Source organism: Yersinia bercovieri ATCC 43970 (genome assembly GCF_013282745.1).
Taxonomy (GTDB): domain Bacteria; phylum Pseudomonadota; class Gammaproteobacteria; order Enterobacterales; family Enterobacteriaceae; genus Yersinia; species Yersinia bercovieri.
This window is the reverse complement of record NZ_CP054044.1, coordinates 2,980,561-3,001,033: the sequence shown is the minus strand read 5'-3', so window position 1 is coordinate 3,001,033 and position 20,473 is coordinate 2,980,561. Positions and strand designations below refer to the sequence as shown.

The following is a 20,473-nucleotide window of genomic DNA, read 5'->3' as shown; positions in this document are numbered from 1 at the left end:
CATACCGCTTTGCCGTGCCTGGTGACAAGATTCATTGGCTTATCTTACCTGCTTTACCCGCCAGACAGAAATTTCATCTGCCTTATCGCCACCCATAATCACCTGCGCAGAGTCATATTAATCAGATCATCTAATTCCTCAAGCTGTTTGGTCAACCCCAGACTCAACCAAACATAGCCATAAATCGGTGTTTCTACCTGCTGCTCCTGCGTCACTGCCAGCATCAGTGATTTTAATTCACTGGCAATCACATTCAAATCCGCCACCACCTCGCGTTCACGCGCGGGTGCTCCATCACGCAAACTGTCACTTAACGTATTCAGCGTACGAATCGTCATCAACTGAGTGCTGCGCAATCCTTTAGCATTGAGCATGATGAAATGGCTTTCACATGATGACCAAGTGGATAAAAGCACGCTGCGGATAGACACTGGTAAAAATCAGCGCCAGTAAGGAGCCAAAAATCACATCCCCGCTACGCCAAAGCGCGGTATTCATATCACCCGGCGCGGAGCCACAGACCACCGCCAGCGTAATACGCAAAGCGTGAGTGATGCGATAGTGACTGTAAATCAGGTTATCCAGTGGCGAGATTTTTTTATTCAGGCGCACAACAGACCTACTTCCAATAAGATAGCAAAATCTAAGTCTAGCTGAGTTATTACTGGCAGGCACAGGGTTAACCGCCATTTGCTGCTGGATAGTGATATCAAAACTAATTAGCAGTTGAATATTTTACAACCGATTGATTATCCGTTAGTTGCGACAAAATTAGCGTCTCGCTCCGCCTGAAATGCTATCCTACGCCCAACGTCATGGGTCACTGGGTTCCCCTGTTCAGAGGGGGCTGGTTCAAACAGGCCAGTCATAAGGCATGACCATAGTGGATTAAGGGTTAAACCGAATAATGTCAGATAAAAATAAGCAGCCAACATTTTACATTCACGATTATGAAACCTTCGGTCAGCGACCCGCCCTGGACAGGCCAGCACAGTTCGCCGGCGTCCGCACCGATTTGGATTTCAATATCATTGAAGAACCACTGGTTATTTACTGTGCGCCAGCAGATGACTACCTGCCACAGCCCGAAGCGGTGATGATAACCGGCATCACCCCGCAACACGCCTTAGCCAATGGGGTCAATGAAGCTGAGTTTGCCCGCCAGATCCATCAGGCATTCAATGTGCCCGGCACCTGCATTCTCGGTTACAACAACATTCGTTTCGATGATGAAGTCAGCCGCAATATTTTCTACCGCAACTTTTATGACCCCTATGCCTATAGCTGGCAAGGGGGCAACTCCCGCTGGGACTTACTGGATGTGATGCGCGCTTGTTACGCGCTACGTCCAGAGGGCATTATCTGGCCGGAAAATGAGGATGGCCTGCCGAGCTTCAAGCTGGAGCATCTGACCCGGGCCAACGGCGTCGAACATTTGCACGCCCATGATGCGATGTCAGATGTGCATGCCACCATCGCCATGGCGAAATTGGTGAAACAGGTACAACCGCGTCTGTTCGACTATCTGTATCAGCACCGCAGTAAGCACAAAATTAATGCATTGATTGATATCGCAGAGATGACACCACTGGTTCATGTCTCCGGCATGTTCGGTGCCGCACGGGGCAATACCAGTTGGGTTGCGCCACTGGCATGGCATCCTGAGAATAAAAATGCGGTGATTATGTGCGATTTGGCCGGTGATATGTCGCCATTGCTGGAGCTGGATAGCGACACGTTACGTGAACGCCTATATACCCGCCGCGATAGACTCAGCGCTCAGGATGCCGCCGTCCCCCTAAAGCTGGTGCATATTAACAAATGCCCGGTACTGGCACCGGCTAAAACCTTGCTGCCAGAAAATGCTGAACGGCTGGGAATAGACCGCCAACACTGTCTACGAAACCTGCAACTGCTGCGACAGAACCCGCAAGTTCGCGAAAAAGTGGTCGCGCTATTTGCCGAAGCCGAGCCATTTGCCGTTTCTGATGATGTGGATGCGCAGCTGTATAACGGCTTTTTCAGTGATGCTGATCGCGCTACCATGAAGATTATTTTGCAAACTGAGCCGCAAAATCTACCCGCACTGGATCTGACCTTCCAAGACCCACGGCTGGAACCGCTGCTATTTCGTTTCCGCGCCCGTAACTACCCCAACACCTTGACTTACAGTGAGCAGAAACGCTGGCTGGAACATCGCCGTGAAGCGCTCAATCCAGAGCTGGTGCAAGATTACGTGCTGCAACTGGAGCAATTCTATAATCAGTATGAAGACGATAAAGAGAAGTTGGCACTGCTAAAAGCGCTATTTGATTATGCAAAAGGCTTAGTGAGTTAACCTCGGAAACTGTAAATCCCCCCATAAAAAACGGAGCCATCAGGCTCCGTTTTCGTTAGCAATAACCTAATTTCAAAGCAGATTACTGTGCCAGCTCACCATTGAACTGCGGTAAAGCCTGGCGGAAAGCACGGGTTTTCCAGATCATATAAAGCAGACCAATGGCACCCCATACCAGCCCCAAAGTCATTGAGCTGCTTTCCAGATTCATCCACAGCACACCCACGGTTCCCGCGCCAATCATCGGCAGGATCAAGTAGCTGAAATGATCCCTGAACGTGCGGTTGCGGCGCTCACGGATGTAGAACTGTGAAATCACTGACAGGTTAACGAAGGTAAAGGCCACCAGTGCACCGAAGTTAATCAATGCGGTTGCCGTCACCAAATCAAAGGAGATGGCAGACAACGCCACGCCGCCCACCAACAGTACGTTGATGGCAGGAGTGCGCCATTTCGGATGCACATAACCAAATACTTTTTCTGGGAATACGCCGTCACGCCCCATCACATACAGCAGACGTGAAACACCTGCGTGTGCGGCCATACCTGATGCCAACACCGTGACACAGGAGAAACACAGAATCACTGACTGGAAGAACTTGCCGGCCACAAACAGCATGATTTCCGGCTGTGATGCATCAGGATCGGTGAAGCGCGAAATATCCGGGAAATAGAGCTGCAAGAAGTAAGAGACGACAATAAATATCACGCCGCCAATCAATGCCGTCAGGAAAATCGCTTTCGGGATCACTTTGCCAGCATTCGGTGTCTCTTCAGACAGCGAACTGATGCCGTCGAAGCCAAGGAATGAGAAGCAGAGTATCGTGGCCCCGGTTATCATCGGCACTAAATGGGCATTCTCAGAATAGAACGGACGTGGGCTAACCAACGTACCCGCCCCTTCACCTTGATAAACGCCATGAATCAGCAGGCCCATAAAGACCACCATGATTGCGACCTGAACCACAACAATGACTGAGTTCAGATTTGCCACCACATTGATGCCACGCAGGTTAAATAGCGTCATCAGAGTGACCAGTGCGCCAACAAAAATCCACGATGGCACACCAGGGAAAATCGCTTCAAGGTAAATTTTTGCCAACAGAATGTTAATCATCGGCATGAACAGGTAGTCCAGCAGTGATGACCAACCCACCATAAAGCCAACATTTGGGCTAATGGATTTCTGGGCATAGGTGTAAGCTGAACCCGCGGACGGGAAGCGCTTCACCAGTTTGCCGTAACTGATCGCCGTGAAGAGCACCGCAATCAGTGCAATGGCGTAAGAGGTCGCGACATGACCATCGGTCAGGCCGGATACAATACCAAACGTATCGAAAATGGTCATCGGCTGCAAATAGGCCAGCCCCATCATCACCACTTGTACCAACGTCAGTGTTTTTCTGAGTTGAACGCGGTTGTTGGTGCCAGTTTGATTGGTGCCGACTTCAACAGTAGCATTATGCGTCATGATTCAGCCTCCCCATACCTTTAACCCGATTTGCAAGTTTAGTGCAAAGGTCAGAGGTGACGGGGAAACTTCGTATCTGCCTGGGATACGTAAGTGGGGAAACCTGAGCGGTGTAACGGGTATTTGCCATACCTGCTGCGCCATAATCGCTGCATGTGCAGCGCATACCGGTGGGCACCGGTGCCAATGAAAATAATTGCCCCATCTCTCTTTCCTCATAACGGCGATTTTCGTATGTGAATAATCGCTCGCGGACCTGTTTATCTATCCGGATCGTTGTCCGGCCTCTTGATTTGTGAAAACATGAATGCAAAAAAATAACCGACGCGTTTAAACGTCGGTTATTGCATGGGGCCTATTTTGCCCTAACTCGAGGGCAAAAAACAAGGTGTTAAACCATTAGAAATAATATTCTTCTGCTGGCTTGATCTAAACACCTATTCCCGCGCTGTGCGCGCGTTGAGCAGCAATTTCCACCCGCTCAATCGCTGCCCATAGTTTGTCTGAATTTAATGCAATCGGCAGGTAGTGGATTGACTCACTCGGCTTGAGAATTCGACCAATCACGCGCTCAATGCCATCGCGGTCATTAATATCAACATCCAGGGCGGCCAGATGCGTTGGCAAACCTAATTGATTAAAGGCGGCTATCAGCGATTTTAATGCCTCATCCTGCGCCAACAAGGCGGTTTGGACCAATATCCCATAAGCTACTTTGGTGCCATGCAGAAAGTGCTCTGTTTGGGGTAGCAGCGTCAAGCCATTGTGCACCGCATGAGCCGCCGCGACGCGGGTATAGCGCTCACCCAGCCCACCGACCATGCCGCCACCGGCAATAATGGCATCAACGACATCCAAAAAATCTTGCGTCAGTTCACCTTGCTTAACCGCCTGTAGCGCCGACTCACTCTGCTTGAGTAGCACATTGCGAATCTCCAGAGCCGCCTGTAACCCTAAACGCACCGTCAGAGATAAGCTTTCCGGTTGCGGACTCAATACCACCGCCTCGTACCATTTCGCCAGTGTATCGCCGATACCGGCTAACAGATACGCCACAGGGGCCTGCAAAATGATGCGCGGTTCCACTAACACCAAGTGGTTGGCATCGTTGAAAATTTCAAAATTCAGCGCCTGTCCGGCCTCGTTATACCAAACCGAAAGCGGCGTCCAGGCCGCGCAGGTTGCCGCGATGGTCGGAATGGCAACCAGTGGCACACCCAATTTGCGCGCCACCACTTTTGCTGTATCCAATACCGCCCCGCCACCAATGCCAATCACCACCTGGCGGTCACTGCCCGCTTTATGCACCAAATCCGCCACAGTAGCTGCACTGCAATGGGTTGAGAATGCAGCACGTACCGCATTTTCTCCGTGGAAGTCTGCCGGCAGATAGTCACTGGCGGCGGCCAATGCGCGCTCACCGTAGATCCACAGCGCATGATCCAGTGCTGCCGGAGGATAAAACTCACTCAGCTTGTCGATAGCACCCGGAAAAGAGAAATAGTTAGCAGGCCCCACCTGCACTCGGATGGCATTGGTGCTCATGGCGTGTTCCTTTAAATGATAATCTCAGCAATATTTTTCTCATCTTAAGGGCTACGTCAGTAATGTTTAATAATTTTTTGATATACCTTAACTATTTTAGTTTGTTGCGATTAATAAAAACTGTGTTAAAAAAGAGTGCTATGAGCAGCATTATTGACTGCCGATTGCGACAAAATACTTTATAGGGCAGTCATCGAAATTTATGTCCAGCATCGCCTCCTCCCGCCTTGAGATGCGGAATATCTCTATCTCGTTCTCTGGATTCCATGCCCTGCAACAAGTTGATTTTACACTGGAAGGTGGATCTACCCATGCGCTAGTCGGTGCTAATGGCGCGGGGAAGTCGACCCTGATGGCGATTCTCTCCGGCGCTCACAGCCACTATCGCGGCGAGATCTATATTGATGGTCAGCAGATAGATATTCACTCCCCCCGTCAGGCAAAGCAGCATGGCATTCATGTGGTTCAGCAAGAGGTCGATGTGGCGCTGATCCCGACCCTGTCTGTAGCGGAAAATATTATGCTAGATAGGCTCGCCGAGCAGGGTCACCTGCTTAACTGGCCGCAACTTTATCGTCAGGCCGAAGCACTACTTGGGCAGCTTGACCTCAAGTTGAATGTTCGCCAGCGCCTGGAGTCATGCACTCTGGCCGAGAAACAGCAGGTGCTGCTGGCGCGCGCCCTTTCCCATCAATGCCGTTTTCTGATTCTGGATGAACCCACCGCGCCACTGGATCAAGAAGAGAGTGCGCGGCTGTTTCGTGTGGTGCGCCGTTTGCAGTCGGAAGGGATGGCAATCGTTTTCATCTCACACCGTATCCACGAATTACGTGAAATCTGCGACCAACTGACCGTATTACGTGATGGTCGCCGCGTCAGCCATGATCTGATGGGGGATTTACGTGGTGAGCAGATTGTGGAAAAGATGCTCGGTCACACCCTGGATGATATCTTTCCATCACGGCGGGCAGTGGTTAGCGACAAAATCCTGTTGTCAGTCAGCGGGTTGCATGATCAGCACAAGTTGCGTGATATCTCACTGACATTACATGAGGGGGAGATTTTGGGCATTGCCGGCTTAGCCGGTGCCGGTAAAACTGAACTGTGTAAAGCGCTGTTTGGTGCCACCCCCAGCCGTGTCGATCGCGGTGAATTGCAGGGTAAAGCCTGGAGACCGCGCTCACCTGACCAGTCAGTTGCGCAAGGGTTGGCACTGGTGCCAGAAGAGCGGCGCAAAGAGGGAATTTTTATCCACGAAGGTATCCCCATGAACCTGAGTGTCGCCGCCGATGACACTTTTTCTCGCTGGAGTATTTTTAGTCGTCGCCAAGAGTTGAGTTGGGCCAAAACACTGATTCAGCGCCTTGGGGTGCGCACCTCCTCCCCACAACAAAAGCTGGCTCGCCTCTCCGGCGGAAACCAGCAAAAAGTGGCTATCGGCAAGTGGTTGCGGGGTGATGCGCAGGTGCTGATTTTTGATGAGCCAACCAAAGGGGTGGATATCAAAGCCAAGCAGGATCTGTTCCATCTGATTGATGGATTGGCGCAGCAGGGGAAAGGCATTATTTATGCATCCGGTGAATTCTCAGAATTGGTCGGTTTATGCTCTCGTATCTGTGTGTTGTGGGACGGGCGCATTGTCGCCGAGCTGAACGCCGCAGAGGTCGACGAAGAGACACTATTACTATTTTCAACCGGAGGAACCCCTCAGTGAGCAAAGAACTCCCCCTAGCCGACGCGCAGCCGTGGCGTCACCAACTATTTGATTTTCTCTATAAATGGGGGATGTTGCTCACCGTGGTGGCGCTAATCGCGCTATTTGGTTTGGCATCGGAAAACTTCCTCGATCCGAACAATATCATCAATATTTTGCGATCAATTGCCATCGTGACAGTGATTGCCATCGGCGTGTCGATTTCGCTGTCAATTGGCGGCTTTGACCTGTCAGTCGGCTCCACCGCCTCACTGGCCAACGCCATCGTGGTGTCGCTGTTTGTCTGGTACGGCTTTGGTACCACCGGTGCGATTATATTGACCTTGCTGATTTGTACACTGGTCGGCTTATTTAATGCGTTTTTGATTGTGGTGCTGAAGATCCCTGACATGTTGGCGACCCTCGCCAGTCTGTTTGTGATCCAAGGTGTGGCGATGACTTACAGCTACGGCGGCTCTATCACGCAGAATATGCTGCTGCCAAGCGGCGATATGGCGGAGGGTGTCATCCCTGAGATGTTTTCAGCGCTGGGGCAAGTGCCGGTTATCGTGCTGATTATGTTAGCAGTCACCATTGTGGTGCAGCTGTATTTGTCGCTGACCAAGCATGGTCGGCGGATGTATGCTATTGGCGGCAATCCAGAAGCTGCGCGGCTAGCGGGCATTCGGACAGTGCGTTATCGGGTGCTGGCTTATGTGCTGTCGTCGCTATTAGCCGCATTGGGCGGGATTTTACTGGCATCGCGGATTGGCTCATCACAAGTGAACGCCGGTGGCGGTTATCTGATGGATGCGGTGGCGGCCGCCTATATCGGTTTCTCGCTGGCAGGTTCAGGCAAACCCAATGCCTTCGGCACCCTGATTGGCGCGGTGATCCTCGGCGTATTGCAAAACGGGCTGGTGATGCTGTCAGTACCCTATTATGCGATGGATATCATCAAAGGGCTGGTTCTGGCGATGGCGCTGGCACTGACCTATATTCATCAGAAGCGGTGATAGGGTATTGATTCTTATGTTGTAATGCTTTCAATGCCCATCCATTCGAGGCGTGGCGAGCAGAAGTAGTTTGGGTGCGGCCAGCGCGCAAAAACCGGAGCATACACGTAGTATGTGAGGATTTTGAGCACTGCCCAAACCCAAAATACAAACGCGCAGTAGCCAATAAGAGACTCAATTCAAAGGCATTCTTGCTGGATCAGGATACTGATACTCAAACCCCAGCTCACGGCAAATCTTGCTGCCATCGATCTCACGAGTAGGCTCTTCGATATCCTCAGATGCAAATTCCGGTGGCGTCAGTTGCAACGCCCGCGCACTGGCGGGATAGAAGTCACGTTTTCTCGGATGAAGTGGCGCGCAGAGATTGTAAATATGGCCGCCTCTTGGCAGGTTAAGCAGCAGTTCGATGGCTGAGATAACATCCTCCTGATGCACCAAATTGACCCCCAGTGAACCGCCTTTTACATCAATTTTCCCCGCCAGAAAACGCCCAGGATGGCGATCAGCGCCCACCAGTCCGGCAAGGCGCAAAATATCCACCGAGGTATTGGGCAGCTTATGCAACCAAAGCTCAAGCTCCAACAGCGTTTTTCCGGCGGTGGTCACCGGTTGCAGTGGTGAGCTCTCTTTGATTCGGCCACGGGTTTCGCCATACACCGAGGTAGAACTAGTAAAAATAATGCGAGGCACACCGAAAGCCAGTGCGCTGTCGACCACCATTTGTACCGCCTGAAGATAGTCCCCGCCCCCTTCAGTCGTGCGGCTGGCAGGTAAGGTGATGACCAATGCATCGACTGTCATTAGCTGTGCTAAATCATCCGGATCGCAAATCAGTTCCGGTGTCAGTTGCAATAGGTAGCAATCAATGCCGCTCATTCTGGCGGCTTCGACCCCATCCGGGGTGGTTTTGCTACCAACCACCTGCACTCCGCGCCGGATCAATGATTGCGCTAACGGCAAGCCTAACCAGCCCAATCCAATAATGGCGACTTTTTTCATTTTAATTGCTCTCCATCGGTTTATACCGATAACTCATGCCGATAACTCACGCCGATAATAAGCACTATACTGATAACCTACGCCAGTTGGCCTGCGCTAACAATTATGTTGAGTACATAATGCCTTTCATTTCATTCATCGGTGTAATGGCAATGCGTAACAACTTTGTGCTTAAACTGACATAAAATAGAGTGGTAATCGCCATAAAGAAAAAGATTAACAGCAGATCAGTCGCGGCCTGCCAGCTTGAAATAACCTCATCTAGCGAAAAAAAGGTTGCGCCCTAGCCATCAGATGGTTTACGTTGATTGACAGAAATTATGGCACGTCACGGCTATTTTGATTTTCTCAAAAGCCCAAATAGAGAAATTATTATGAATCGCGTTCAATTTAATCACCATCATCACCATCATCCTGACTAGTCTTGCAGGCCGATGTGTGCTGGAAGACGGTTAACGAATCTTCCAGGTGGCGGTAGAACGCAATAGAGAAAGCCCTCGGAAGATTATCTTCCGAGGGCTTTTTTGTTGCCCATAATTTTATAAATTAGATTCTATTTATTAAAAAGTTAGAGGATTACCATGCTGGATAAAACACGTTTACGTATCGCAATGCAGAAATCAGGCCGCCTAAGTGACGATTGCCATGAACTGCTGTCGCGCTGCGGGATTAAAATCAATTTGCAGCAGCAGCGTCTAATCGCTTTCGCAGAGAACATGCCTATCGACATTCTGCGCGTACGCGATGACGATATCCCAGGTTTGGTGATGGATGGCGTGGTTGATCTGGGCATTATCGGCGAGAACGTACTGGAAGAGGAGTTGCTGAGCCGCCGTGCTCAGGGCGAGGATCCACGTTACTTCACCTTACGTCGTCTCGATTTCGGTGGCTGCCGCCTGTCACTGGCTGCCTCACTGGATACTGAGTATACCGGCCCGCAGTGCTTACAAAATAAACGTATCGCCACCTCTTACCCGCACATTTTAAAACAATACCTCGACAAACAGGGTGTTAGCTTTAAATCTTGTTTGCTGAACGGCTCAGTTGAAGTCGCCCCCCGTGCCGGTTTGGCTGATGTGATCTGTGACCTGGTTTCGACCGGTGCCACCCTGGAAGCCAACGGCCTGCGCGAAGTTGAAGTGATTTACCGCTCTAAAGCTTGCCTGATCCAGCGTGATGGCGAGATGCCTGTTGAGAAACAAGAACTTATCGACCGTCTAATGACCCGCATTCAGGGCGTCATTCAGGCGCGTGAATCCAAATACATCATGATGCACGCACCGAGCGAACGTCTGGATGAGATCATCACCCTGCTGCCCGGTGCCGAGCGCCCAACCATTCTGCCGCTGGCCGGTGATAAGAGCCGCGTCGCGATGCACATGGTCAGTAGCGAAACCCTGTTCTGGGAAACCATGGAAAAACTGAAGGCGCTGGGTGCCAGCTCCATTCTGGTGTTACCGATTGAAAAAATGATGGAGTAACCGATGCAGCCGACGAATTTCAATACCCTAATCGACTGGCAGCAATGCAGTGCAGTGCAGCAAAAAGCGCTGCTAAGCCGCCCGGCAATTAATGCATCAGGCCGCATCACCAGTGCGGTCAGTGAAATCCTGGATCGGGTGAAAGCCGAGGGCGATAGCGCCTTACGCGATTTCAGCCAGCGCTTTGATGCGGTGCAGGTGGCCGATATTCGCGTCACTACTGAAGAGATAGCCGCCGCTGCGGCCCGCTTGAATGACGAGATCAAGCAAGCGATGGCGCAAGCGGTGCGTAATATTGAAATCTTCCACAATGCGCAGAAAATGCCGATAGTGGATGTTGAAACTCAGCCGGGCGTGCGTTGCCAGCAAATCACTCGCCCGATTGCCTCCGTCGGCTTGTATATTCCCGGCGGCTCCGCGCCGTTGCTGTCTACTGTCCTGATGCTCGGCACGCCCGCGCGTATTGCCGGTTGTCAGCGCGTCATTTTATGTTCACCACCGCCAATTGCCGATGAGATTTTGTATGCCGCGCAACTGTGCGGGATTAAAGAAGTGTTCCAGATTGGCGGGGCGCAAGCTATTGCCGCGATGGCCTTCGGCAGCGAATCGGTGCCAAAAGTGAATAAAATCTTCGGGCCGGGCAATGCATATGTCACCGAAGCAAAACGTCAGGTCAGTCAACGCCTCGATGGTGCCGCCATTGATATGCCCGCTGGCCCGTCAGAAGTGTTGGTTATCGCCGATAGCGGCGCGACACCGGCGTTTATCGCCTCTGATTTGCTGTCTCAGGCCGAACACGGGCCGGATTCACAGGTGGTTTTACTGACACCTGATGCGGACATCGCGCAAGCCGTGGCGGTTGAAGTTGAGCAGCAACTTAAGTTGTTGTCGCGCGCCGATATCGCCCGGCAGGCACTGGAGAGCAGCCGCCTGATCATCACCAAAGATTTGCAGCAATGCATTGATATCAGCAATCAATACGGCCCGGAGCACTTAATTCTGCAAATACGTAAACCGGAAGAGATTATCGATCAAATCGATAACGCCGGATCGGTCTTTATGGGTGACTGGTCGCCGGAATCCGCCGGTGATTATGCCTCTGGGACTAACCACGTGTTGCCCACTTATGGTTATACCTCGACCTATTCCAGCCTGGGTCTGGCCGATTTTGTTAAGCGCATGACGGTGCAGCAGTTAACCCCGCAAGGCCTGCTGGGCCTGGCATCAACCATCGAAACACTGGCTCAGGCCGAACAACTGACCGCCCACAAAAACGCCGTTACCCTACGCGTCGCTGCCCTGACAGCCGCCAATAAGGAGCAACCATGAGCAAGTCTGCCACCGTGACTGATTTGGCCCGCGCCAATATCCGTGCGCTAACCCCTTATATGTCGGCCCGCCGCTTAGGCGGCAATGGTGATGTGTGGCTCAATGCCAACGAATATCCGCTGGCGACGCAATACCAACTGACAGCGCAAACGTTCAACCGCTACCCTGAGTGCCAGCCAAAGCTGGTGATTGAACGCTACGCGGCTTACGCGGCTTTAGACACTGAGCAAGTGCTGGTGAGCCGTGGTGCGGATGAAGGTATCGAACTGCTGATCCGCGCCTTCTGTGAACCGGGTCAGGATGCCATCCTATTCTGCCCGCCAACCTATGGCATGTATGCCGTGAGCGCCGAAACCTTTGGCGTCGAGCTGCGCACCGTGCAGACCAAAGCGGATTGGCAGCTCGATTTACCAGCGATTAAAGAGAGTCTGGATCGGGTGAAGCTGATTTACATTTGCAGCCCGAATAACCCAACGGGCAACTTAATCAATCCAGCTGACCTGCGCGCAGTGCTGGAACTGGCGCAAGGTCGCGCTATCGTCGCTATTGATGAAGCCTATATTGAGTTTTGTCCACAGGCCAGTGTCAGCAGTTGGCTAAAAGATTATCCGAATTTAGTAATTTTGCGCACCTTATCGAAAGCCTTCGCATTGGCGGGTTTACGTTGTGGCTTTACGTTGGCGAATAGCGATATTATCCAGCTGCTACTTAAGGTGATTGCACCCTACCCGCTATCAACGCCGGTTGCCGATATCGCCGCACAAGCACTTAGCCCACAGGGCCTTGAGCAGATGCGTCAGCGGGTGAATGAAGTGCGAACCAATCGTGAATGGCTGCAAAATGCGCTGAATGAGTGCGCCTGTGTTGAGCAGGTGTTTACCAGTGAGAGCAACTATTTACTGGCTCGTTTTACTGCCTCCAGCAGCGTATTCAAAACACTATGGGACCAGGGCATTATTCTGCGTGATCAAAATAAGCAGCCGGGTTTATCTAACTGCCTGCGCATTACCATCGGCACCCGTCAGGAGTGTGAGCGCGTGATTGCCGCCCTTGCCCCCCTGCCCGGCGTTGACAGCCCGAATCAGACCAATACTGCCAGCCTGCGCAAGGAAACGATATGAGCCAGAAATTTCTTTTTATTGATCGCGACGGCACCCTGATTGCCGAGCCACCGGAAGACTTTCAAGTTGATCGGTTAGATAAACTGGCGTTAGAACCAGAAGTGATCCCAGCACTACTGGCACTGCAAAAAGCAGATTACCGTTTGGTGATGATCACCAATCAGGATGGTTTGGGGACTAACAGCTTCCCGCAGGAGACTTTCGACCCACCGCACAACCTGATGATGCAAATTTTCAGCTCGCAGGGGATCAATTTTGAGCAGGTTTTGATTTGCCCGCATCTGCCCGCAGATAACTGTATTTGCCGTAAGCCAAAAACCGCCTTAGTCGAGAGCTATTTGGCGGAAGGCGTGATGAACAGCGCCAACAGCTATGTGATAGGTGACCGTGAAACTGACCTGCAGCTGGCGCAAAATATGGGTATCGGCGGCCTGCGTTATCAGCGCGATGGCCTTAACTGGCCACAGATTGCCAAACAACTGACCCAGCGTGATCGCCACTCTCACGTTAACCGTGTCACTAAAGAAACAGCGATTGACGTTAATGTCTGGCTGGATCGCGAAGGCGGTAGCAAGATCAAAACTGGCGTCGGTTTCTTCGACCATATGCTGGATCAAATCGCTACCCACGGCGGTTTCCGCATGGATATTCAGGTCAGTGGTGATCTCTATATCGACGATCACCACACGGTGGAAGATACCGCACTGGCACTGGGCGAGGCTATCAACAACGCGCTGGGCGACAAACGAGGGATTGGCCGCTTCGGATTTGTGCTACCAATGGATGAGTGTCTGGCACGCTGTGCACTGGATATTTCCGGCCGCCCGCACTTGGAATACAAAGCAGAATTTAACTACCAGCGAGTTGGTGATCTGAGCACCGAGATGGTCGAGCACTTCTTCCGTTCTCTCTCTTATGCCATGGCCTGCACACTGCACCTGAAAACCAAGGGTCGTAACGATCACCACCGGGTGGAGAGTCTGTTTAAAGTGTTTGGCCGTACTCTGCGTCAGGCGATCCGCGTTGAGGGCAACACCTTGCCAAGCTCCAAAGGAGTGCTCTGATGAATGTGGTGATTCTGGATACCGGTTGCGCCAACCTCTCCTCTGTCACCTACGCGGTGCAGCGACTGGGTTATGCACCGCTTATCAGCCGTGACCCTGAAATCGTGCTACGTGCTGATAAACTGTTTTTACCAGGCGTAGGGACCGCGCACGCAGCAATGGATCAGTTGAAAGAACGCGAACTGATCGAGCTGATTAAGAGCTGTACCCAACCAGTATTGGGTATCTGCCTTGGCATGCAATTGCTAGCAAACAGCAGCGAAGAGAGTGGTGGCATCAACACCCTTGGCATTATTGATGCGCCAGTGAAACAGATGACCGATTTTGGTTTACCGTTACCGCATATGGGTTGGAATCAGATTACCGCACAAGCGGGAAATCACCTGTTCCGTGGTATCCCAGACGGAACCTATTTCTACTTTGTGCACGGATATGCAATGCCAATATGCCCAAATACCATCGCCCAAGCCAATTACGGCGAGCCATTTACCGCCGCAGTCGAAAAAGACAACTTCTTTGGCGTGCAGTTTCATCCGGAACGTTCCGGCGCAGCGGGAGCCCAACTGCTGAAAAACTTTCTGGAGATGTAAACACCATGATTATTCCCGCTTTGGATTTAATAGCAGGCAAGGTAGTACGTTTGCATCAGGGCGATTACGGTCAGCAGCGTGATTATGGCAACCACCCGCTACCACGCTTACAGGATTATCAGCAGCAAGGCGCTCAGGTATTGCACTTGGTTGACCTTACCGGCGCCAAAGATCCCGCCGCCCGCCAGATCCCGTTATTGCGTGAGCTTTTGGCCGGCGTCGATGTGCCGGTGCAAGTGGGGGGCGGCATCCGCAATGAGCAGGATGTGGTCGCGCTATTAGAAGCTGGGGCGACACGAGTTGTGGTCGGTTCAACCGCCGTTAAGCAGCCAGAAGTGGTGCAGCAGTGGTTTGAGCGTTACGGCCCCGAGGCGATCGTCTTGGCGCTGGATGTCAGGATCAATGCTGCGGGTCGTAAGCAAGTTGCCATCAGCGGCTGGCAAGAAAACTCCGATGCCACATTGGAACAGATCGTCGAACAGTATCTGCCTTTCGGCCTAAAACATGTGCTGTGCACAGATATCTCCCGCGATGGCACCCTGAGTGGCTCCAATGTTGAGCTGTATCAGGAGGTTTGCCAGCGTTATCCACAAGTGGCGTTCCAGGCCTCTGGTGGTATCGGTTGTCTGGATGATATCGCCCGTCTACGCGGCAGCGGTGTACAAGGGGTGATTGTCGGTCGTGCGCTACTGGACGGCAAATTTAACGTGAAGGAGGCGATCGCATGCTGGCAAAACGTATAATTCCCTGTCTGGATGTAAAAGATGGGCAAGTGGTTAAAGGGGTCCAGTTCCGTAACCACGAGATTATTGGTGATATCGTGCCGCTGGCGCAGCGCTACGCGCAAGAGGGCGCTGATGAACTGGTATTTTACGATATCACCGCCTCCTCGGATGGGCGTGTGGTCGATAAAAGCTGGGTCTCACGAGTTGCGCAAGTGATTGATATTCCCTTCTGCGTCGCAGGCGGAATTAAGAGTGTGGAAGACGCAGGCCAGATTTTGGCCTTCGGTGCCGATAAAATATCCATCAACTCACCCGCACTGGCTGACCCAACCTTAATTACCCGACTGGCTGAGCGCTATGGCGTACAATGCATAGTGGTGGGTATTGATACTTGGTATGATGAAGAAAGTGGCAGTTACCAGGTTTATCAATTTACCGGCGATGAAAAGCGCACCAAAGCCACCACTTGGCAAACCGAAGATTGGATCAAAGAAGTCCAGTTGCGCGGTGCCGGCGAGATAGTGCTGAATATGATGAATCAAGATGGTGTGCGTAACGGCTATGATTTGCGTCAACTGAAACAGATGCGGGCTATTTGCCATGTGCCGTTGATCGCCTCTGGCGGTGCCGGAACGCCGGAGCACTTCCTCGAAGCCTTCCGCGATACGGATGTAGATGGTGCGTTGGCCGCCTCCGTGTTCCATAAGCAGATCATTAATATCGGCGAGTTGAAAAAGTATTTGTCTGAACAAGGCGTGGAGATAAGAGTGTGTTAACCGAACAACAAATTAACCAACTAGATTGGGAAAAAGTCGACAATCTAATGCCTGCCATCGTTCAGCATGCCGTGTCCGGTGAGGTTCTGATGATGGGGTATATGAACCGTGAAGCGCTGGCAGTGACAGAAGAAACCGCTAAAGTGACCTTCTTCTCTCGGACCAAACAGCGTTTGTGGACCAAAGGCGAAAGCTCCGGTCACTTCTTAAACGTGGTGAATATCTACCCTGACTGTGACAATGATACCCTGCTGATTCTGGTGAATCCTATCGGTCCAACCTGTCATTTAGGTAATAACAGTTGCTTCGCCCCTGCAGCCAGCGACTGGAGTTTTCTGTATCAGTTGGAGCAGTTGCTAGCATCACGTAAGTCAGCCGATCCGGCCAGTTCTTATACCGCAAAACTCTATGCCAGCGGGACTAAACGAATCGCCCAAAAAGTGGGGGAGGAAGGCGTAGAAACCGCCCTCGCCGCGACGGTGAATGATCGCGAAGAGTTGACCAACGAAGCATCAGACTTGATGTATCACTTGTTAGTGTTATTACAAGATCAAGATTTAGATCTCAGCAAAGTCATTGGCCGTCTACGGGAACGCCACGAAAAGTAGTCTTCTTATTGGTGGCTTTATTGCTGATAAAAGAAAACGCCCCGACTTATCATCGCGGGCGTTTTTGTTGGGACAAACCTATAAATCAGCAAGCACTACGCAATCCCGAAATGGCAACGCGCAGTAGCCATTATATGAATTACTCCATCCACTCAGTATGGAATACGCCATCTTTATCAGTACGTTTATAAGTATGCGCACCAAAATAATCGCGCTGCGCCTGAATCAGGTTAGCGGGCAGCACGGCTGAACGGTAGCTATCGTAGTAGTTAATCGCAGCAGAGAACGTTGGTGTTGGGATACCATTTTGTACCGCATAAGACACAACATCACGCAGCGCTTGCTGGTACTCATCAGCGATTTGCTTAAAGTATGGAGCCAACAGCAGGTTAGCGATTTTCGGATTTTCTGCATATGCATCAGTGATTTTTTGCAAGAACTGAGCGCGGATAATACATCCTGCGCGGAAGATCTTGGCGATTTCACCGTAATGCAGATCCCAGTTATTTTCGTCAGATGCCGCTTTCAACTGAGAGAAACCTTGCGCGTAAGAGACGATTTTCCCCAAATACAGCGCACGACGGATTTTTTCGATAAATTCAGCTTTATCACCCACAAAAGGCTGCACTTTCGGGCCAGTCAGCACTTTAGATGCCGCAACACGCTGATCTTTCAGGGAAGACAAATAGCGGGCAAACACAGATTCAGTGATCAGTGTCAGTGGCTCGCCTAAGTCCAGTGAACTTTGGCTGGTCCATTTACCGGTGCCTTTATTTGCAGCTTCATCCAGAATCACGTCGACCAGATAGATGCCAGCCTCGTCTTTCTTGGTAAAGATATCTTTCGTGATATCAATCAGGTAGCTGTTCAGCTCACCTTTGTTCCATTCAGCGAAAGTGCTTGCCAGCTCTTCGTTGCTCAGGCCCAGTGACTGCTTCAACAAAGAGTAAGCTTCCGCGATCAGCTGCATGTCGCCATATTCGATACCGTTGTGAACCATTTTCACGTAATGACCAGCACCGTCTGCACCGATATAAGCCACACATGCTTCACCGTCATCTGCACGGGCCGCAATTTTCTCAAGAATAGGTGCAACCAATTCGTAAGCTTCTTTCTGGCCACCAGGCATGATGGAAGGGCCTTTCAATGCACCCTCTTCGCCACCGGAAACACCAGTACCGATAAAGTTGAAACCTTGTGCAGAAAGTTCGCGATTACGACGGATGGTGTCTTTGTAATAGGTATTACCACCATCAATCAGAATGTCACCTTTATCAAGGTGCGGCGTCAGTGAAGCGATAGTTTTGTCAGTAGCTTCACCCGCTTTCACCATCAGCAGGATGCGGCGTGGTTTTTCCAGTGAATCAACAAACTCTTCAACGGTGTAACTCGGCACCAGGTTTTTGCCTGGATTTTCAGCAACCACTTCGTCGGTTTTGTCTGATGAACGGTTGAAGATAGAGACGGAATAGCCACGGCTTTCGATGTTGAGCGCCAGGTTACGGCCCATCACCGCCATACCGACAACGCCAATCTGTTGTTTGGACATTAAAAGAACTCCTGTCTGAAGGATGACACCTGTTACCGGCCTTGAGGCCAACAGGTTTTTGATGTGGGAAACATGTTAACTCAGGATTATGCCCGCTGGGTAGTGATTGGTGCGATAGATAGCACAACTGACCAGTTGCTGTGCGCATACGTTTGCTTCGCCAGTACAGACAGGTAATGTAACGCTATTTAGGGCGGGTAAATCAAAACAAAAAAGCAACCCCATGGATTGCTTTTCATCGGCCTAACTCATATCTCAAATTTGACTCATGCCACAAAATCTTTCAACCAGGCTTTAAACTCCACCCCTTGTTGTGGATGGCGTAAACCATAAGCAACATACGCCTGCATATAACCGAGTTTCTCACCGCAATTGTAAGATTGCCCAGTCAAGGCAACGGCATCAACTGGCTCTTCTTCTGCTAGTGCATCAATGGCATCGGTCAGTTGGATACGGCCCCAGGCACCTGGTTTGGTTTTTTCCAACTGCGGCCAAATGTTCGCAGACAGCACATAGCGCCCAACGGCAGAGAGATTTGATTGCAGGTCCACCGGGCTTTGCGGCTTCTCGACCATGGCTTTAATTCGGCTGCTCTCACCGGGTGCTAGTTCAGTTTTCTCACAAGAGATAACCGAATAGTTCGATAACGCCTCGGGTTCGACCGAATGCACCAAGACCTGGCTAGTTCCGCTCTCTTCGAAGCGCTTGACCAATTGAGCAAGATTGTCTCGGGTCAAATCTGATTTTGCGTCATCAATCAGAACATCCGGCAGCAATACCGCAAATGGCGCATCCCCCACCAGCGGTTTGGCACATAACACGGCATGACCCAAACCTTCAGGGTGGCCTTGCCGGATGTGCATGATGGTCACCCCTGACGGGCAGATAGATTGCACTTCATCCAATAACTGGCGCTTAACGCGAGCCTCTAACATGGCTTCCAGTTCATAAGAGGTGTCGAAATGGTTTTCTACCGCATTCTTTGACGAATGGGTTATCAGAATGATCTCTTTAATACCAGCAGCAACGCATTCATTAACCACATATTGAATCAAGGGCTTATCAACAATAGGCAGCATTTCTTTTGGAATGGCTTTGGTGGCTGGAAGCATTCTCATGCCTAAACCTGCTACTGGGATCACTGCTTTCAATTTGGTCATCATTAACCTGCTGATCTCTTGAGACGAACTTAAAATATTTACCTCTTCAGCCACTAAGCCGAAGTTAGTTGATTTGCTGTTTTAGCCAGGCGGTAAAATTCTCACCCTCGGTATTATGACGGACGCCATAAGTGACAAAAGCTTTCATATAACCCAACTTGTCACCGCAATCGTGCGATTTACCGGTCATATGGAAGGCCTCAACCGGCTCCTGCTCCATTAGCATCGCAATGGCATCAGTCAGCTGAATTTCATCACCCGCACCACGTGGGGTTTTTTTCAACAGTGGCCAGATATCCTTAGACAAGACATAGCGCCCAACCACTGCAAGGTTGGATGGCGCTTCAGCGACTGAAGGTTTCTCGACGACTGCTGTCATTAGGGTGCTCTCGCCCGGTGCCAAATCAACATGGCCGCAATCCGCAATACCGTACTTGGAGACATCCGCTTTCGGCACCGGCTCTACCATGATTTGACTACGCCCGGTCTCCTCGAAGCGCTTAATCATGCTAGCAAGGTTTTCTTTAGATAAATCAGCTGTTGAATCATCAAGTAGCACATCGGGCAGCAGCACAATAAATGGGTTATCACCCACCATCGGTTGCGCGCAGAGCACAGCATGCCCCAGCCCTTTGGCATGGCCCTGACGCACTTGCATGATAGTGACATCCGGCGGGCAGATATTTTTAATCTCTTTCAAGAGCTGCCGCTTAACCCGTGACTCCAGTGCCGCCTCCAACTCAAATGAGGTATCAAAATGGTTTTCTATCGCATTTTTAGAGGAGTGGCTTACCAACACAATCTCTTTCACGCCAGCAGCAACGCATTCGTTCACGATATATTGAATCAGGGGTTTATCGACCACTGGCAGCATTTCCTTTGGGATCGCCTTAGTCGCGGGCAACATGCGGGTGCCAAGCCCGGCAACAGGAATGACTGCTTTCAAAGACTTCATTGCTATGACCTCTTCAACTTTAACCAGCTAAATCTGGTTAGATTAATTGT

19 protein-coding genes, 1 pseudogene and 1 other annotated feature are annotated in these 20,473 nt (G+C 51.1%); of the genes and pseudogenes, 12 read left to right on the top strand and 8 right to left on the bottom strand.

Features of this window, described 5'->3' with window-relative positions; all coding sequences use genetic code 11:
- Positions 1 to 98: 98 nt before the first annotated feature.
- Positions 99 to 612, bottom strand: a pseudogene (locus HRK25_RS13485) (hypothetical protein).
- Positions 613 to 907: 295 nt separating this feature from the next.
- Here HRK25_RS13485 and sbcB point away from each other — a divergent pair.
- Positions 908 to 2,338 carry an exodeoxyribonuclease I gene (gene sbcB / locus HRK25_RS13480; RefSeq protein ID WP_005274672.1) on the top strand — a complete coding sequence of 477 codons (1,431 nt, stop codon included), beginning with the start codon at positions 908 to 910 and terminating at the stop codon, positions 2,336 to 2,338.
- Positions 2,339 to 2,420: 82 nt separating this feature from the next.
- Here the strand turns inward: sbcB and HRK25_RS13475 are convergent, their stop codons facing one another.
- From HRK25_RS13475 to HRK25_RS13470, 3 genes are all read right to left on the bottom strand, one after another.
- Positions 2,421 to 3,809 (bottom strand): APC family permease, encoded by a 1,389-nt coding sequence (locus HRK25_RS13475; RefSeq protein ID WP_004873653.1) that lies wholly within the window; start codon positions 3,807 to 3,809, stop codon positions 2,421 to 2,423.
- Positions 3,799 to 4,014, bottom strand: coding sequence for a hypothetical protein (locus HRK25_RS20380; protein WP_032897981.1), 216 nt, complete (start codon positions 4,012 to 4,014; stop codon positions 3,799 to 3,801). The genes HRK25_RS13475 and HRK25_RS20380 overlap by 11 nt, the downstream gene beginning before the upstream one ends.
- A gap of 224 nt (positions 4,015 to 4,238) precedes the next feature.
- Positions 4,239 to 5,354, bottom strand: coding sequence for an oxidoreductase (locus HRK25_RS13470; RefSeq protein WP_005274674.1), 1,116 nt, complete (start codon positions 5,352 to 5,354; stop codon positions 4,239 to 4,241).
- Positions 5,355 to 5,556: 202 nt separating this feature from the next.
- On the opposite strand from HRK25_RS13470, the gene HRK25_RS13465 reads away from it, so the two are divergent.
- Both HRK25_RS13465 and HRK25_RS13460 read left to right on the top strand, forming a co-directional pair.
- A complete protein-coding gene (locus HRK25_RS13465; RefSeq protein WP_005274677.1) occupies positions 5,557 to 7,068 on the top strand; it encodes a sugar ABC transporter ATP-binding protein in 1,512 nt (503 codons plus the stop codon).
- Complete coding sequence (locus HRK25_RS13460) at positions 7,065 to 8,063, top strand: ABC transporter permease (RefSeq protein WP_032897983.1); 999 nt, start codon at positions 7,065 to 7,067, stop codon at positions 8,061 to 8,063. Before HRK25_RS13465 ends, HRK25_RS13460 begins: the two co-directional genes overlap by 4 nt.
- A 174-nt stretch (positions 8,064 to 8,237) precedes the next feature.
- Here the strand turns inward: HRK25_RS13460 and HRK25_RS13455 are convergent, their stop codons facing one another.
- Positions 8,238 to 9,065, bottom strand: a complete 828-nt coding sequence (locus HRK25_RS13455) for an SDR family oxidoreductase (RefSeq protein ID WP_005274680.1) — start codon at positions 9,063 to 9,065, stop codon at positions 8,238 to 8,240.
- Positions 9,066 to 9,439: 374 nt separating this feature from the next.
- On the opposite strand from HRK25_RS13455, the gene hisL reads away from it, so the two are divergent.
- The 9 genes from hisL to hisIE all read left to right on the top strand — a co-directional run bounded on the left by hisL (position 9,440) and on the right by hisIE (position 16,759).
- Positions 9,440 to 9,487, top strand: a complete 48-nt coding sequence (gene hisL, locus HRK25_RS13450) for a his operon leader peptide (protein ID WP_002231208.1) — start codon at positions 9,440 to 9,442, stop codon at positions 9,485 to 9,487.
- Positions 9,463 to 9,593: a sequence feature (His leader region), on the top strand. It overlaps the preceding gene by 25 nt.
- 53 nt (positions 9,594 to 9,646) lie before the next feature.
- Positions 9,647 to 10,546 (top strand): ATP phosphoribosyltransferase, encoded by a 900-nt coding sequence (gene hisG, locus HRK25_RS13445; RefSeq protein WP_005274689.1) that lies wholly within the window; start codon positions 9,647 to 9,649, stop codon positions 10,544 to 10,546.
- A gap of 3 nt (positions 10,547 to 10,549) precedes the next feature.
- Positions 10,550 to 11,875: a histidinol dehydrogenase gene (hisD, locus tag HRK25_RS13440; RefSeq protein WP_005274692.1), complete on the top strand. Its 1,326-nt coding sequence runs from the start codon at positions 10,550 to 10,552 to the stop codon at positions 11,873 to 11,875.
- Positions 11,872 to 12,996, top strand: coding sequence for a histidinol-phosphate transaminase (gene hisC / locus HRK25_RS13435; protein ID WP_032897984.1), 1,125 nt, complete (start codon positions 11,872 to 11,874; stop codon positions 12,994 to 12,996). The genes hisD and hisC overlap by 4 nt, the downstream gene beginning before the upstream one ends.
- Positions 12,993 to 14,060: a bifunctional histidinol-phosphatase/imidazoleglycerol-phosphate dehydratase HisB gene (gene hisB, locus HRK25_RS13430; protein ID WP_032897985.1), complete on the top strand. Its 1,068-nt coding sequence runs from the start codon at positions 12,993 to 12,995 to the stop codon at positions 14,058 to 14,060. Before hisC ends, hisB begins: the two co-directional genes overlap by 4 nt.
- Entirely contained in the window at positions 14,060 to 14,650 is a 591-nt protein-coding gene (gene hisH / locus HRK25_RS13425) for an imidazole glycerol phosphate synthase subunit HisH (protein WP_032897986.1), read from the top strand. Before hisB ends, hisH begins: the two co-directional genes overlap by 1 nt.
- Positions 14,651 to 14,655: 5 nt before the next feature.
- Positions 14,656 to 15,393: a 1-(5-phosphoribosyl)-5-[(5-phosphoribosylamino)methylideneamino]imidazole-4-carboxamide isomerase gene (hisA, locus tag HRK25_RS13420; protein ID WP_005274698.1), complete on the top strand. Its 738-nt coding sequence runs from the start codon at positions 14,656 to 14,658 to the stop codon at positions 15,391 to 15,393.
- Positions 15,375 to 16,151: an imidazole glycerol phosphate synthase subunit HisF gene (gene hisF / locus HRK25_RS13415; protein ID WP_032897987.1), complete on the top strand. Its 777-nt coding sequence runs from the start codon at positions 15,375 to 15,377 to the stop codon at positions 16,149 to 16,151. The genes hisA and hisF overlap by 19 nt, the downstream gene beginning before the upstream one ends.
- The gene (gene hisIE, locus HRK25_RS13410; protein WP_032897988.1) at positions 16,145 to 16,759 is read left to right on the top strand and encodes a bifunctional phosphoribosyl-AMP cyclohydrolase/phosphoribosyl-ATP diphosphatase HisIE; all 615 of its coding nucleotides are present in this window, start codon (positions 16,145 to 16,147) and stop codon (positions 16,757 to 16,759) included. Before hisF ends, hisIE begins: the two co-directional genes overlap by 7 nt.
- Before the next feature lie 139 nt (positions 16,760 to 16,898).
- On the opposite strand, the gene gndA is transcribed toward hisIE, so the two are convergent.
- The 3 genes from gndA to galU (HRK25_RS13395) all read right to left on the bottom strand — a co-directional run bounded on the left by gndA (position 16,899) and on the right by galU (HRK25_RS13395) (position 20,423).
- Positions 16,899 to 18,308, bottom strand: coding sequence for an NADP-dependent phosphogluconate dehydrogenase (gndA, locus tag HRK25_RS13405; RefSeq protein WP_005274704.1), 1,410 nt, complete (start codon positions 18,306 to 18,308; stop codon positions 16,899 to 16,901).
- Positions 18,309 to 18,574: 266 nt separating this feature from the next.
- Positions 18,575 to 19,468, bottom strand: coding sequence for a UTP--glucose-1-phosphate uridylyltransferase GalU (gene galU, locus HRK25_RS13400; RefSeq protein WP_032897993.1), 894 nt, complete (start codon positions 19,466 to 19,468; stop codon positions 18,575 to 18,577).
- A gap of 64 nt (positions 19,469 to 19,532) precedes the next feature.
- On the bottom strand, positions 19,533 to 20,423 hold the full coding sequence (galU, locus tag HRK25_RS13395; RefSeq protein WP_049599198.1) for a UTP--glucose-1-phosphate uridylyltransferase GalU: 891 nt from the start codon (positions 20,421 to 20,423) through the stop codon (positions 19,533 to 19,535).
- Positions 20,424 to 20,473 lie beyond the last annotated feature (50 nt).